11 protein-coding genes are annotated in these 14,466 nt (G+C 47.1%); 3 read left to right on the top strand and 8 right to left on the bottom strand.

The window, feature by feature from the left end; genetic code table 11:
- Both QUB10_RS31970 and QUB10_RS31965 read left to right on the top strand, forming a co-directional pair.
- Positions 1–185 (top strand): hypothetical protein (locus QUB10_RS31970; RefSeq protein ID WP_333207149.1); only part of this gene is annotated, 185 nt, incomplete at its 5' end.
- Positions 163–468, top strand: coding sequence for a hypothetical protein (locus tag QUB10_RS31965; RefSeq protein WP_333207148.1), 306 nt, complete (start codon positions 163–165; stop codon positions 466–468). The genes QUB10_RS31970 and QUB10_RS31965, both read left to right, overlap by 23 nt.
- Before the next feature lie 153 nt (positions 469–621).
- Here QUB10_RS31965 and QUB10_RS31960 read toward each other — a convergent pair whose 3' ends face one another.
- From QUB10_RS31960 to QUB10_RS31930, 7 genes are all read right to left on the bottom strand, one after another.
- Positions 622–1,467, bottom strand: a complete 846-nt coding sequence (locus tag QUB10_RS31960; protein WP_333207147.1) for a nitrate ABC transporter ATP-binding protein — start codon at positions 1,465–1,467, stop codon at positions 622–624.
- A 174-nt stretch (positions 1,468–1,641) separates the two neighbouring features.
- Entirely contained in the window at positions 1,642–3,642 is a 2,001-nt protein-coding gene (locus QUB10_RS31955; protein ID WP_333207146.1) for a nitrate ABC transporter ATP-binding protein, read from the bottom strand.
- 274 nt (positions 3,643–3,916) lie between these two features.
- Entirely contained in the window at positions 3,917–4,762 is an 846-nt protein-coding gene (gene ntrB / locus QUB10_RS31950) for a nitrate ABC transporter permease (protein ID WP_333207145.1), read from the bottom strand.
- Positions 4,763–4,841: 79 nt separating this feature from the next.
- A complete protein-coding gene (locus QUB10_RS31945) occupies positions 4,842–6,236 on the bottom strand; it encodes a CmpA/NrtA family ABC transporter substrate-binding protein (RefSeq protein ID WP_333207144.1) in 1,395 nt (464 codons plus the stop codon).
- A 759-nt stretch (positions 6,237–6,995) separates the two neighbouring features.
- Positions 6,996–9,761 (bottom strand): HAD-IC family P-type ATPase, encoded by a 2,766-nt coding sequence (locus tag QUB10_RS31940; protein ID WP_333207143.1) that lies wholly within the window; start codon positions 9,759–9,761, stop codon positions 6,996–6,998.
- A gap of 498 nt (positions 9,762–10,259) precedes the next feature.
- The gene (locus tag QUB10_RS31935; RefSeq protein ID WP_333207142.1) at positions 10,260–10,553 is read right to left on the bottom strand and encodes a hypothetical protein; all 294 of its coding nucleotides are present in this window, start codon (positions 10,551–10,553) and stop codon (positions 10,260–10,262) included.
- A gap of 312 nt (positions 10,554–10,865) precedes the next feature.
- Positions 10,866–12,401 carry a CHASE3 domain-containing protein gene (locus QUB10_RS31930; protein WP_333207150.1) on the bottom strand — a complete coding sequence of 512 codons (1,536 nt, stop codon included), beginning with the start codon at positions 12,399–12,401 and terminating at the stop codon, positions 10,866–10,868.
- Between the two features lie 370 nt (positions 12,402–12,771).
- Here QUB10_RS31930 and QUB10_RS31925 point away from each other — a divergent pair, with 370 nt between their 5' ends.
- Entirely contained in the window at positions 12,772–13,794 is a 1,023-nt protein-coding gene (locus QUB10_RS31925; RefSeq protein WP_333207141.1) for a cysteine peptidase family C39 domain-containing protein, read from the top strand.
- Between the two features lie 213 nt (positions 13,795–14,007).
- On the opposite strand, the gene QUB10_RS31920 is transcribed toward QUB10_RS31925, so the two are convergent.
- On the bottom strand, positions 14,008–14,274 hold the full coding sequence (locus tag QUB10_RS31920) for a hypothetical protein (protein WP_333207140.1): 267 nt from the start codon (positions 14,272–14,274) through the stop codon (positions 14,008–14,010).
- Positions 14,275–14,466 lie beyond the last annotated feature (192 nt).

Raw genomic sequence — 14,466 nt, 5'->3', positions numbered from 1 at the left:
TCATTATTATCTCCGATGATTCACTTTTACTTCCTCAATCCGCGTATGTGCCAGTTGGGGGTGCGGAATGTGGGTTAAAAGTCACAGAGTCCCGCGCCGGACTTAGGATCAGCCGTTTCCCTACCCGATCGGCTGTACTTCACTCCACTGAAAACCGCTATATTGACAACAGCCTTAATCCATGAAACACCCATAAACGTTCCTGCAGTGTGCCAGTTCCAAGGGTGGAATGCACCAACCACCGATCGCCCACAAACGGTTAATAACATGAAGAAGAAGCCCACCCTCGATCGAAGGTGGGCTATGTTCATGCCAGCTTACCGACAGCTAGGCAATCGGGTCTCTTCGCTGGTAGACGTAAAAGCTGGGAAAAAGATCCGAACGTCCGAAAAAACTTCTCGTCCACCATTAAGCTTCAGTTTACCCAACCGGATCGGGAAAATTGCGCCCGTAGCGATGTTCCTCTGACATCGGGGAACACTGAGGCTTAAACTTTTCAATAGACTTCTGCAAAAAAGTAAGTCAAGGGCCGGCACGATGCCCAACCCCTACTCTGCACAATAATTAAAATTTTTCGAGAAGTCTCATAATTCTTCTCTTTAACTTTGATTTGCCAACCGATTAGGCATCGTGATCGTGTGCAAAACGACGGAACAGGAAATCTAGGGCGTAGTTCCGCAAATTGTAGTATTCCGGATCTTCCATCATTTGAACCCGATCGCGCGGACGGGGGAAAGGAATCTCCAAAACTTCACCGATTGTCGCCGACGGGCCGTTAGTCATCATCACCAGTCGATCGGCCAAAAACAGCGCTTCATCAATATCGTGAGTAATCATCAACACCGTACAGCGGTGATCGTTCCAGATTTTCAGCAACTCTTCTTGCAATTCCTCCTTAGTAATTGCGTCCAGAGCACCAAAAGGTTCGTCTAAAATCAGCACTTTCGGGCGAATTGCCAAAGCGCGGGCGATCGAAACCCGCTGCTTCATCCCCCCCGAAATTTGCGGCGGTCTTTTCTCAGCAGCTTCAGTCAATCCCACCATCGCCAAATGCTCGTTGACGATCGCATTTTTTTCGACCTTCGACTTCTCAGGAAATACAGCATTAACCGCCAGATAAACATTTTCAAACACCGTCCGCCAAGGCAGCAAAGCGTAACCCTGAAACACCACCATGCGATCGGGGCCCGGCTTCGTAATCCGCTCTCCGTTAATCGACACGGTGCCCTGGCTCGGATGGCTAAAACCCGACACCATATTTAACAGTGTTGATTTGCCACAGCCCGAGTGTCCAATCAGAGTAATAAACTCTCCCTCAGCTACATTCAGATTGACGTTTTCTAAAGCCCTGTAACCGTTTGGGTATACTTTATAAACATTGTCCATCACCAAAAAAGGTTGGCGGCGGCCTTTTCCCGGCTGGATTTGAGTTTTGGTGTTCGTCTGGTTTTTAGTGGTGTTGAGCATGGGTTTAGGAAATTGTGATTGGGTGATTTGCGAGGAAAGAAGGAAGAGGCGAGAGGAAAGAAGGAAGAGGGAATTACTAACTAGCAATTAGCAGTTAACAATTAACAACTAACAACCAACAACTAACAACTAACAATTAGCAATTACCCTGTTTTTATCTAACTAAAAACCGCTCTAAGCAGCTCGGCGGCCGGAATCGAGTACAACTTCCGCCATCGTGAAATCGCGTTTAATCGCCAGATTGTTGAGATAGCCGATCGGATCGTCAGCATTAAACACCGAGCCGTCAAACAAGCTGAGAGAACCGCGAGTGTAAGTAATATCAGCCATCCCCAGCTCTCGCGCCGCCGTGCTGAACGCACCGACTCGCACCACCCGCTCCAGAATTTCCACCCAGTTGCGCGGGAACACAGTATCGCCCCAGCGCGCCATCTGCACCATGTGCCAGAGTTGTTCGGTGCGGCTTGGGCGATTCACCCCATCTCCAGAAAACAAGTGGTGGGCGTATTCCCGCATCGGAGTATCGAGGTTGCAAGCAACAGATCTCGGATCGCCTAGTTGGATGTAACTCTTATCAGTAGCGACGTACTCCCTTCCCGCGACAATTTCCGAAACCTCGGCGGCGTGATTTGGATCGGCGCAGTAGTGACAAGCTTCGAGCAAAGCTTTGACTAGAGCAATGTGAGTGTTGGGATAAGCATTTGCCCAGTCTTCCCGAACTCCGAGAATTTTGCCGGGGTGTCCGGGCCACAGTTCCAAATCTGTAGCCACTGTAAAGCCGACTCCTTCCATCGATGCCCGCAAGTTCCAAGGTTCGCCGACGCAGAAACCGTCAATAGTGCCGCCCTGCAAGTCAACGATCATTTGAGCTGGTGGGATATTTTTCAGCAACACATCGCGATCCGGGTCAATGCCACCGGAAGCCAGCCAGTAACGCAGCAACAGGTTGTGCATCGAAGAAGGGTGAACGATGCCCATACGGTGGGTTTGCGCGGGCGTTCTCTGGAGCATTTTTTTAAAGTCTGCCAGAGTGTAGATCCCTTGGTCGTAAAAGCGCCTCGCGAGGGTAATTCCGTTACCATTGCGGCTCATGGTGAGGGCTGTAACCGTCGGAATCGGCTGCTCTTGGTGGCCCCCCAAGCTCAACCACATCGCCATCCCAGAGGGCATTTGGGCTGCGTCTAAGTAACCTGCGGCGATGCCGTCTACGATGCCGCGCCAGCTTGTTTCCCGCACGAGGTGGACTTCATCGAGCCCGTGCTTGGCAAAAAAGCCTTTTTCTTTGGCGACAGCGAGGGGAGCACAGGCGGCTAGGGGGATAAAGCCGAGTTCGAGGTTGACTTTTTCTAGGCCGTGGCGGGCGATCGCGGGTACTTTCCGCGCCCGCAGTTTTTTGACGCGCTTCTGCTGGTTGAGGAAGTAAATCATTTCGCTGCGTAGAGCGTAGTAGCTGGGGTGTGAGACTACTTCCATCCGTTTGCGGGGGCGGGGGATGTCTACTTCGAGAATGCCGCCAATCTTCGATTCTGGGCCGTTGGTGAGCATGACAATGCGATCGCTCAGCAACACGGCCTCATCCACATCGTGAGTTACCATCAGGGCGCTAATTTCGTACTCTTGGCAAATTTCCATCAACTTTTCTTGCAAGTTGCCGCGAGTCAAAGCATCCAAAGCGCCGAAGGGTTCGTCTAAGAGTAACAGTTTGGGGCGCAGGGCCAGAGCACGGGCGATCGCCACCCGCTGTTTTTGTCCCCCTGATAGCAATGCAGGTTGTTTTTCGGCGTGAGGCGTCAACCCCACCATGTCAATGTGTTTTTGAATGATTTCGAGGCGTTCGGCTTTGGGTAAGCCACTCATTACCGAGTCTACCGCTAGGGTAATGTTTTCTCTGACCGTCCGCCAAGGTAGCAGCGAATAGTTTTGGAATACTACCATGCGATCGGGGCCGGGCTGGGTGATTCTTTGTCCGTCGATCGTCACCAATCCTTCTGTCGGTAGATCCAAACCTGCAACCATATTTAGTAGCGTAGATTTACCGCAGCCGGAGTGTCCGATTAAGGAGATAAATTCTCCTTTTTTAATTTCTAAGTCGATGCCTTTGAGGGCTATGTATGTGCCGCCGTCTGTTAAATTAAATACTTTTCCGACTTGTTCTACTGCAATCAAAACAGACATGATTTTCTTGCCTTTTTTGTAGGTTTGTTATTTGACTGTTGACTGTTGACTGTTGACTGTTCGCTGTTCGCTGTTCGCTGTTGATATATAACAGCTAATAGTTAATATATGACTGGATACAGCAACCTGTTTCTTAAATCAACCAAAAAACTTTTTTTAATCCATTAACAAGAGTTTAAAAAAAAGGTTTCTCAGCCAGGGAGTTCGTAATTGCTGTAACCGTGAACCGTCAACAGTCAACCGTCAACAGTCAACCGTCAACATATCTAATTAGCTACTTTCCTTGAGAAGGAGCAATCTTTTGCTGCAACCAAGCCATCATGCGATCGAGCAACAAACCAACTGCGCCAATGTAGAACACCGCTAACAGAATTTCGCTGATGTAGTTTTGCTGGTAAGCATTCCAAATAAAGAAGCCGATACCCGTAATCCCAGACATCACGATTTCCGCAGCAATAATCGCCAGCCAAGCCAAACCGATCGCAATTCTCAATCCTGTGAAGATATAAGGAAGCGCCGACGGAAACAAGATGTTGATGTAATATTCCTTTCGAGAAAGTTGCAGCACTTTCGCCACGTTGTTGTAATCGTCGGGAATTTGGCGAACACCTTCAGCCGTGTTGATCAAAATCGGCCAAACTGAAGTGATAAAAATCACGAACAAAGCAGCAGGTTCGTTTTGTTGCAGTGCAGCCAGGGCAATGGGCACCCAAGCCAAAGGGGCCACCATCCGCAAAAACTGGAAAATCGGATCTAAAGCCTTGTTCAAGAAGGGATTCGTACCTACCACAACTCCCATGCTAATTCCCACAGCGGCCGCGAGAGTGTAGCCTTTTGCCACCCGTTCCAAACTAGCCAAAGTCTGCCAAAATAAGCCGACTCCGTAGGTTTTGGAGTTCATAAAAGGATACAGCAACAATATCCGCGTCCGTTCGTCAGTCCAAACACTGATCGGTCCCGGCAGTTTGATCAGTCCGGTGCTCGACAGGAATTGCCAAACTAACAGAAATCCAATTACTCCCAAAATTGGCGGCAAGATATTCGAGGAATTCTTTTTCCAAAACTCGCCAAATGCTCCTTGGACATCGACTCCGCCTCTCCGACTTGTACTTACAGCCATGCTGCTAATCTCCTATCTCTGGTGCTGTGTATTTTCTAGACTAAATTTCGAGACTAAATTATGGGAAGCTAAGACCCCATCACACTTTTTTAATTGCCAAACTCTTGAGATAAGCTTCGGGATTTTCCGGGTTGAATTCTTTGCCGTCAAAGAACTTTTCAACGCCGCGAGACGTACTTTTGGGAATGTCAGCATCAGCAACTCCGGCTAATTGAGCTGCTTTCTTCCAAATATCTTCGCGGTTGACTCTATCGATGAGTGTCTTTTTGTCTGCCAAGGTTTTTGTCGGCAGGAAACCCCAGCGCACGCTTTCGGTAATGAACCACAAATCGTGACTCTTGTAGGGATAGGAAACGTTGCCGAGGTCGTCTTTCCAGTACAGCGGACTGCTCTTGAAGTCGTTGATGTCTGGTTTGCCGTCGCCCATAACATAATTGCCTTGATAAGGAGGCGTCAAAACACTCGGAGATACGTCAAAGAAGTTTCTTCCAGAAACAATGGCGACTAATTCGGCTCGATGTTCGGGTTTGTCGCACCACTGCTGGGCCTCAATTAGTCCTGCGAGTAAGGCTTCGGTGGCTTTGGGGTGTTTGTCTACCCAGTCGCCGCGAATTGCTAGATATTCCTCTGGGTGATCTTTCCAGATTTCGGAGGTGAGGGCGGACATGAAGCCGATGTTTTCTTTGACAATCCGCAGGGGCCAGGGGTCGCCGGTGCTGAAAGCGTCCATACTTCCAGTTTTCATGTTGGCGACGGTTTGGGCAGCGGGTACTGTTAGCAACTCGGCATCTGTGTCGGGATTGATGCCGTTAGCTGCCAGCCAGTAGCGAATCCAAAAGTCTTGGTTGGCTTTGGGAAAAGTGTAGGCTGCTTTGAACGGCGTGCCTGCTTGTTTGAGGCCTTTGATGTAGTCTTGGGCCGCTTGATCTAGTTTAAGTCCGAGGCCTTTGCCTTGGTGTTTGGCCGCGATCGCAATTCCATTTCCGTGAGTGTTCAACTGGGCCAGAACATACATGGGAATTTGGACGCTGTTTTTGGTGATCAGACCTTGACTAATTTGATAAGGCATCGGCATTTGCCACTGGCCGCCGTCTATGCCGCCACCTGCCGATCCAATTTCTAGGTTATCTCTGGCAGATCCCCAGTTGGCTTGCTTAGCAACTGTTACCTCAGTCATGCCGTATTTGGCAAAAAAGCCTTTTTCTTGGGCAATGATTAAAGGTGCTGCTTCGACGATCGGGATATATCCCAATGTAATTTTAGTGCTTTCAATTCCTTCGACTCTTTTCTCGTTGGCAACAGCCACTACTGAGGTAGCCGCGGGTATTGCGCCGCCAGCACTGGCAGTTGCACCGGGTTCTGGGGGATTTCCCAAACAACCTTTGAGCAGTATTGAACCCAGGGCAGATGCACCTGCTGTAACGATAAATTTACGCCGAGAAAGCGCAGAAAATTCATCTGAAAATCTTGTCATAGCCTAGCCTCGCTGCAATTCATAATCTTCTGTAACAACATTCACTGAAGTTTATCAATGCGCTTTTTTTCTGTTCGCTAAGGGAATTTAGCGAACTGTTTTGAGCGCAGGTTGGCAGGAGGGAGCAAAAGATTTATCGCTAGTATAAGTCTTTAAACTATCCCTGCTGATTTTACTTTTTTGATTAACTCAATATTTCGATCGGCCGAGCGGTGCGATCTCCCAAAAAGCGAGCAGCACATTTTCTTGGCTTGATAATTAACTCTACCGTACTATTGCAGAAATTCTAAAACAATTATTAAATTTGATTGATAAGTAAATCTTTTAGGATCACGCTATCGATAACGAACCGTTGGAAAGGGCGATCGGGTTTGCTTATCAAAACTGGTTTAAACCAAGACTTGCGGGCTAAAGATTGTAGCGAAGGCCGATCGGGCAGCCTTCAAATCTATTGTCAATAACTTGCAAACATCGCAGCCACCGCACATTTACTTTGTTAATATATGTCTATTTTTTTCAGGCTAATTGTAGTCTTTTATACAGAAATAATTAACATTATACGATTTGGCTGTTTGAAAGGGGTTAACTGGTTTTCATTGGTGGACTAAAATTGGCCTTAATCGTAAGTGATTTACTGGATATGATGTGACGTGGGCTTTCAGGTTCGATTTCTGTAAAACAGAGAAACCCGGTTTCTTCAAGAAACCGGGTTTCTGAACACCCGAAATTACTAATCGGTGGCAGTACCTACAAGTTCGATTAGTTGGGCGGGTCAAAGCGGTTGACGGAAAGAGCAACACCGATCATCGGTAGCGCTACGCCGAAGCAAATCAGCCACTGATCCAGATTCATCGGAGCCGTCTCAAATATGCGATTGACAAACGGAGAATTAGCAAAGATAATCTGCAAAATTATCGCCAGGACAATTCCCACACCGAGGGCGGGAGCGCCGCTAACTTCTTCCTTAGAACCGCTAAACTTAGCAATCAAAGAAGGCAACAACTGGCTGAGACTCAACAAGTAAAAAATTCTCCCCATTACCAAAGCTTGAATCGCCATCGTGCGGGCAAGTGCCAAAGTTCCCCAATCCGCTTGGCGCACCCATTCAAACATTCCGAAAATCAGAGTCCAGTTGTAAAGAGAAATAGCGATGATCCGCTTGATCCGATTTCCGGTGAGAAAAGGTTCGTTTACCGGTCGCGGTTGCTGTTTCATCACTCCCGCTGACTTGGGCTCGAAAGCAAGCGGCACAGTCATCGTAATTGAGTTGAGCATATTCAGCCAGAGAATTTGTAGCGACAAAATCGGCAATTCTCGACCGAGGAGGGTGCTGAGCAAAATTGTCATCGATTCTCCGCCGTTGACTGGGAGAATGAAGCTGATTGCTTTGAGCAGATTTTTGTAAACCGATCGCCCTTCTTCGACAGCAGATTCGATCGACGCAAAGTTATCATCGGTAAGAATCATGTCGGCGGCTTCCTTAGAAACCTCAGTACCGCTGCCCATCGCAATCCCGATATCCGCTTGTTTCAGCGCCGGCGCGTCGTTAACGCCGTCTCCCGTCATCGCCACGATTTCGCCTTGATTTTGCAAAGCTTCTACGAGGCGGAGTTTTTGTTCTGGGGCGACGCGGGCAAAAACTGAGCCGGCTTCTACGGCTTCGCCGAGTTCCTGCTTGCTCATTGCGGCGAGTTGAGCACCGGTGTAGGCTACAAGTTCCCTGTGGTGTTTAGTTTTGCGGAATCCCATGCGGCGGGCGATCGCCTTGGCTGTAGCGATGTGGTCGCCGGTAATCATTTTGACTTGGATGCCGGCGGTTTGACAAGCTTGGACGGCTGCGATCGCTTCTGCCCGCGGCGGGTCAATCATGCCTTGCAGTCCCAAGAAAACCAGCCCTGACTCCAAATCCGAGTGATCGACGGAATTTTGGCTTTGCGGTACTGGCTTTTTCGCTAAAGCCAAGACGCGCAAGCCTTGCTTTGCCATTTCATCGACTTGGTGGTGGATTTGTTCGCGATCGACTTCTACCGGATTTCCTTGAGTGTCGAGACTGGAACCGCAGCGGCCGAGAATTGATTCTACGGAACCTTTGACGTACAAAATTTTGCCAGTGGGAGTTCGGTGCAGCGTCGCCATGTATTGAAACTGAGATTCAAAGGGAATTGAATCCAGCCGCTGCATTGACTTGGACAAAATTTGCTGGCTCAAATCAGCTTTTTTGCCTGCAGCAATTAACGCTCCCTCTGTCGGATCTCCGACGACTATCCAATTATCGTCTTTGAATTCCAACTGAGAGTCGTTGCAAAGGAGTCCAGCTTGCAAACATTCTTGCAAAGTTGGAGTTTGGCTGACAGTAATTGGCAGTTGGTTGAGTTGAATTTCACCTTCGGGGCTGTATCCCGTACCCGTAACCGAGTAGGATTCGCCGCCAGAATAGATTTCTTGCACCGTCATTTCGTTTTCCGTCAAAGTTCCGGTTTTGTCGGAACAGATGACGGTAGCGCCGCCGAGGGTTTCCACTGCGGGCAATTTGCGGACGATCGCGTGGCGATTTGCCATCCGGGAAACGCCTACGGCTAGGGTGACGGTGATGACGGCGGGTAAGCCTTCGGGAATTGCGCCGACAATCAGGGCGACTGCGGGTTCGACTGCTTCTTTAAAGGCTGAAACCCCCTCTGGGACAGGTCTGCCCAATCTGACTGCGAAGGTCAAGGTTGCCATTCCCAACACGAATAACAGCCAGTTTTGACTGAATTGGTTGAATTTGCGGGTTAAGGGGGTGGTGAGATCGATGTGCCGATCTAATAGTTGGGAGATTTTGCCGGTTTCGGTTTTATTGGCGATCGCAATTACGATGCCGCTAGCTTGGCCAAAAGTGACAAAACTGCCGGCATAGGCCATGTTATCCCGTTCTGCTAGTGGCGTTTCTTGTGGCAGAACCAAGTCTCCAGATAGTCCTAATTCTTTTTCGACAGCAACAGATTCGCCAGTCAGTCCCGATTCGTCGATTTGCAAGTCGCGGACTTTCACTAAGCGCAAATCTGCCGGTACTTTGTCGCCGGAAGTCAGGGTTACTAAGTCGCCGACAACAAGTTCTTTTGAGGGAATTCTTAATTTTTTGCCGCCCCGAATGACTGTAGCTTCGGTGGTAACAGCTTTGGCTAGGGCATCAATTTTTTTCTCGGCTCCCGCTTCTTGGATGAAACTGATAATGGCGTTGGTAGTTGTTACGCCCCAAATTACGCTGGCGTTGAGCCATTCTCCAATCAGTGCTTTGATTAAACCTGCACTCAGCAAGATGATCAGGAGGGGTTGGTTGAATTGCAGGATGAATTTTAACCAGGCTGGTTTCCCTGCTTTAACCGTTAGTTCGTTGGGCCCGAATTTCTGTTGGCGATGGTTGGCTTCTGTCGGTTCTAAACCGTTTTCCAGGTTGGTTTCTAAGATAGTTGCAACCTTGGATATTTCTAGGTAGTGCCAATATTGCTCTGCTACGTCTACATCGTTGGCGGATCTTGATGGCATGATTCTTCCTGAATATTGGGGGTGTGTGAGGAGCTTCGATCGCTCCTTAATAGGCACGCTCAATACAACTCATCGCTCGTTGGAGCGTGAATATATTGAGCGGCCTAATTATTTGTTGATTACTTTAACGGGCTGTGACTTACATCTATATTACAACGGATGTGGCCGTTTGTGGCAAAAGATTTGGGGAATTTTTTCCAGGGCTAAATCTTGTTTGGGACTTGGTGGCTAAGGTGGGGAAAAGTCGATCGAATCCCTTGACATTTTGCCAATTTTAGGTGTGGTTGAAGAAAGGCACGACACGGAAGTCACGGATACACGGATTCATTATTGAGCAGGGGTCAGGAGTTATCGATCGCAAAGCGTGTTAAAACTGATATCTTGCACCATTGTCAAGAACAGGCTCTCCGGCCTGTTCCACAAAGAGTGAATTTTCTTGTGGAACAGGCCGGAGAGCCTGTTCCTAAAAAGCTTATTGAGAATGGTGCAACATATGAGTTACAACCGAGTTAAGCGACCATATTCGGAACCTATGGAAATAGTAGTGACGCTGGTGCTGGGTTCGGTGCTGTTGGTCTGGGGAATGCGGTTCAGGCGGGTGTTAATTTGATCGTCCGTTACAGAAGAGGAGTTGTTTAAGGGCAGAAATTCGATCGCCCTGGCTTTGGCGATGCACTCGCGTGCGATCGTTTTGACCCCCTCGCATCCAGGATACAAGCCGCCGGATTCATCCGTCCAGAAATAAAAAACCTGTATCCGATGAAACTTGCCGAACGTATTTATCTCGCGCAAGTCAATGCTTCAATTCTTTAATCTAAAATCTAAAATCTAAAATCTAAAATCGATTGACTTGGATGCCGCAAGTTTGACAAGCTGGGAGGGCTGCCAGATATATTCATGACAATCAAGCATCCAGGATACCCGCCACGTGATTCATTCCGAAAGCAGACTCAGGACCCAGAAATAAAAAACCTGTATCCGAGAAACTGGCCCTCCGAATTTATCTCGCGCAAGTCAATGCTTCAATCTAAAATCTAAAATCTAAAATCGATGGACTCAATGCTATCAATTGCTAGTCTGCTAGCCCAAAACACTGAGCACCCTTTAGACAATTGAATTGAGATTTTGGGCTGCATCGTTCAATTGTTGAGTGCCTACTTTGGTTTGAGTAATACCACTAGCGGTTTCTTTGGCAGATAGGTTGAGGCTGTTCATAGCATCCACTACTTGTTTAATAGCAACTGCTTGTTGTTGAGCAGTTAGAGAAATTTGTTGATTGTTTAATACCACATTGTTAACAGCATTTGCTACTTCCGAGAAGGCTGCTGCCGTTTCTTGACTGATTTTGGTTCCTTCTTCTACTGTTTTAGTACCTTCCTTTGTCACCGTTACAGTGGAATTTATCGCATTCTTGATATCATCGACTAGGCGGTTAATTTTCTCGGCGGATTTCTTACTTTTATCTGCTAGTTTGCGGATTTCTGTGGCTATGACAGTAAAACCTTTGGCGTTTTCGCCCGCCCGCACTGCTTCTACTGAGGCATTCAGTGCCAGCATATTTGTTTGATTGGCTAAATCTGTGACATCAGTAGAGATATTGCCAATCTGATGGGTTTGTTCGCTCAATTTCAGAATTTGTGCCGCGATTGCCCCGACATTTTCTTTCAATATTGTCATCGATTCCAGGGTTTGCTCCACTGCTAGGGTTCCCTTTTCAGTGCTCTTTAAAGCTTGCCGTGCAGATTCCGCACCAGCTTGGGCTTGCTGGGCTGATTGTTGAGAAGCCGCGCCCAACTCATCCATTGTGATTGTAGTTTGATTTACAGAGCTCGATTGCTGTGCGGCTGTGCGTTCCTGCTGTTCTACTGTGGCCGCAATCTCTGTGGAAGAACTGGCGATGGTATTTGCTACCTGATTGATTGGTCGGATAATTTTATCAAAAATAAATAATACAATAAATGAACCCAATACTACAGCAACAACCGTACCTCCTATAGAAACAATCGTCGCTAATTGCTCCGACTGTTTTGCTAATTTTGTTCGTTGAACCAGTAAAGCATCTTCTACCGTAAGCATTTCGGCCAGCTTATCCCTAATTTCATCCATTAATATCTTGCCTTTACCTGAAATCACCAACGCTCTTAGCTCTGGTTCTTTACCAGCCCTTTTCAGGGATATAGTTTCCGCTAATTCATCGAGTTTTTGCTGACCCAAATTTTCAACTTCCTCCAAACTTTTAACTTGTTCAGGGATATCTTTTATTAACTTATTTGTCTCATTAGCTGTTTTATAAAATGCTAATTGACCCTTTTTATAAGGTTCTAAAAATTCCTCCTTACCAGTGAAGATAAACCCCCGCTGTCCTGTTTCAGCATCCAATAAAGTTTTTTCTAGGGCTTGCAAATTTGTCTTTACTACATAAGTGTGCGTTTGCCACTCAATAGCTTCGGCTAAATTATCCATACTCAATTTAGTGGCAAATCCGATGCTAATCATTAAGAAAAAAATGGAGCCGAAGCCCAAGGGAACTACTTTACTAAGCCGAATAATATTGTGCCACATTGCACTTTCTACTCCTTGATTCGTTGTTGACTTTGGCGTTGGAACTTGCAGCCTCAATAATTTCCGGCTCTTGTTCACCAAAGTAGTTATTTAATTCCTAATACTCATTCAGAATTAATGCCCCTTTTTTTGTGGAAAAAACTTCCAGCGCTTCTTTTTGCTTTCCTTGCTTTACTAACTCAACCATTGACTCAGACTCATCAACAAAAATCTGACCAAACTTAATGTCGAGCAAGCTATGCAGGTCAAAGCCTTGAGGATTAAGGGTTGTTTTGCCTGCTTCGATTTTGGATAAATCCTGTTTATTCGATTGTAGCGAGAAATTGAGGTATGCAACCCAAACATCGTCAAATTCTCTCCCCCACTCTTCTTATCTCCCACTATTGATTGGGGTTCAAGTCCATCGCATAAATGTTACAACCTAGTTAAGCAACAAAATTTTGAGTTCATGGAAATAGTAGTGACGCTGGTGCTGGGTTCGGTGCTGTTTGTCTGGGGAATGCGGTTCGGGCGGGTGTTAGTTCGATCTGGAGTGACGGCTAATGATTTGTTTAAGGGCCGAAATTCGATCGCCCTGCTGTTTTTGGGTTTTTATATTGCCTTGCTGCTACTGGCTCTAAATATGCCTCAAATGCCTGCTTTGCCGATCGAGTGGCGTTTTCACGGAATGCGAGTTACTTGGACTTTACTCAGAGTGATGCTGATGGGAGTCTGCGGTATTGGCTTTAGTATAAGTTGGTTGACAGCGCGACCCCAAGTAATCGCAGTAATCTTAATTGGTTGCTTGGGATTGGGAGGATTTACAGGCGCTGAAAACTATTTTATGGCGCCAATTTACGATGATTTAATAGATAATTTGCAGCCAAACGGTGTATTTCGACAAACATCTAGCAGCAGTTGCGCCCCCGCGGCGCTAGCAACAGTGTTGAGGCGTTGGGGAATCGACGCGACGGAATCGAGTGTAGCGCGTTTTGCCGGCACGAGTCGCTTGGGAACTTCGATGCCACAGTTAATAATAGCAGCAAGAGCTTTGGGCATAAATGCGATCGAACTAACGCCAACTTGGGAGCAAATTCAGCAAATTAATCGCCCCGGAGTGCTAGCAGTTTGGCTGTTTGACGGCCCTCGGAAGCTACCCCACGCGGTGGCTTTGCTGGGAATGAATGACAGTGTAGCTGTCATTGGAGACCCGGCACGGGGCAGGATTTTCTATTTAGATAGGGCAACTTTTGCCGAGGTTTGGCGCGATCAATACGTGCCGATTTTCCGGTCTGCAGATATCTTGTTAAGTGACAAACAAGCTATTGACTATTTGAGTAAATTAGGATATAATAGCGGCAATTTAAAAGCAGATATCGAGCGCTTTCAAACAGATAAAAAATTGCAAGTCAGCGGCAACTTAGACCGGATGACTGAGTTAATGTTGAGCGGCAGTTTTTTGCAAGAAGTCCCCAGATTGGATGGGAAATAGTTATTGAAAATCGTCAACCGCAGAGGCACTCTTGACGCAGAGAGAAGAGGAAGCGTGCGGTTTTTTTCAAACAATCTTTGAGTCATTCGTTCATAGCGACCGCAAAAATTCGCTCGCACCTTCGTAGCATGGCTGCCTGAAATTACCGTAAATGTAGGCAGTTGCATCTAATTCCTCCTATATTTTTACGGTCGAGCGCACCTTGAGTACGCCTCACCGTTTTTGACAATTGGGAACAGTTGAATCGCTCATTTTAGGCTCAGACAGCTTGACTTCCCATCCAGGTAAATTCCACCAATTAACTCGCTGATTCGGCTGAATCCAGAAGTTTAGTTGTGTAATCTTACCATCCTCAAATCTGAGTGTGGGAAAGTTAGGATAACTGGTATCATTGGTTTCGCGATAAGTGCGTCCCAGGTAATTTAGGCAGGTCGTTAATCCCTCAGCAATTCCCAATTCTTCGACTCCCGTTCCCTTCAATTTGGCATCATCGTAGCTGAAAGAACCGTCGAATGAATTGCCCGCTAACCCGCCTTTAGTAACAGTAATGGTGAAATCGTAGGTTACGGGAACTGCGTAGGCTTGGGTTGCAGTTATAAGTAGTTAAGCAAAATTAATTACATAATTATCTCCAAATTCTTTAAGAATTTTTTCTACAGATGAAACAAGAGA

Source organism: Microcoleus sp. B5-D4 (assembly GCF_036705145.1).
Lineage (GTDB): Bacteria > Cyanobacteriota > Cyanobacteriia > Cyanobacteriales > Microcoleaceae > Microcoleus.
The sequence above is the reverse complement of the archived record's forward strand: the minus strand, read 5'-3'. Positions and strand labels throughout refer to the sequence as shown.

Coding starts and splice junctions, on each gene's coding strand:
- QUB10_RS31960 (WP_333207147.1), bottom strand. CDS start 1,467: ATGCTCAACACCACTAAAAACCAGACGAACACCAAAACTCAAATCCAG.
- QUB10_RS31955 (WP_333207146.1), bottom strand. CDS start 3,642: ATGTCTGTTTTGATTGCAGTAGAACAAGTCGGAAAAGTATTTAATTTA.
- ntrB (WP_333207145.1), bottom strand. CDS start 4,762: ATGGCTGTAAGTACAAGTCGGAGAGGCGGAGTCGATGTCCAAGGAGCA.
- QUB10_RS31945 (WP_333207144.1), bottom strand. CDS start 6,236: ATGACAAGATTTTCAGATGAATTTTCTGCGCTTTCTCGGCGTAAATTT.
- QUB10_RS31940 (WP_333207143.1), bottom strand. CDS start 9,761: ATGCCATCAAGATCCGCCAACGATGTAGACGTAGCAGAGCAATATTGG.
- QUB10_RS31925 (WP_333207141.1), top strand. CDS start 12,772: ATGGAAATAGTAGTGACGCTGGTGCTGGGTTCGGTGCTGTTTGTCTGG.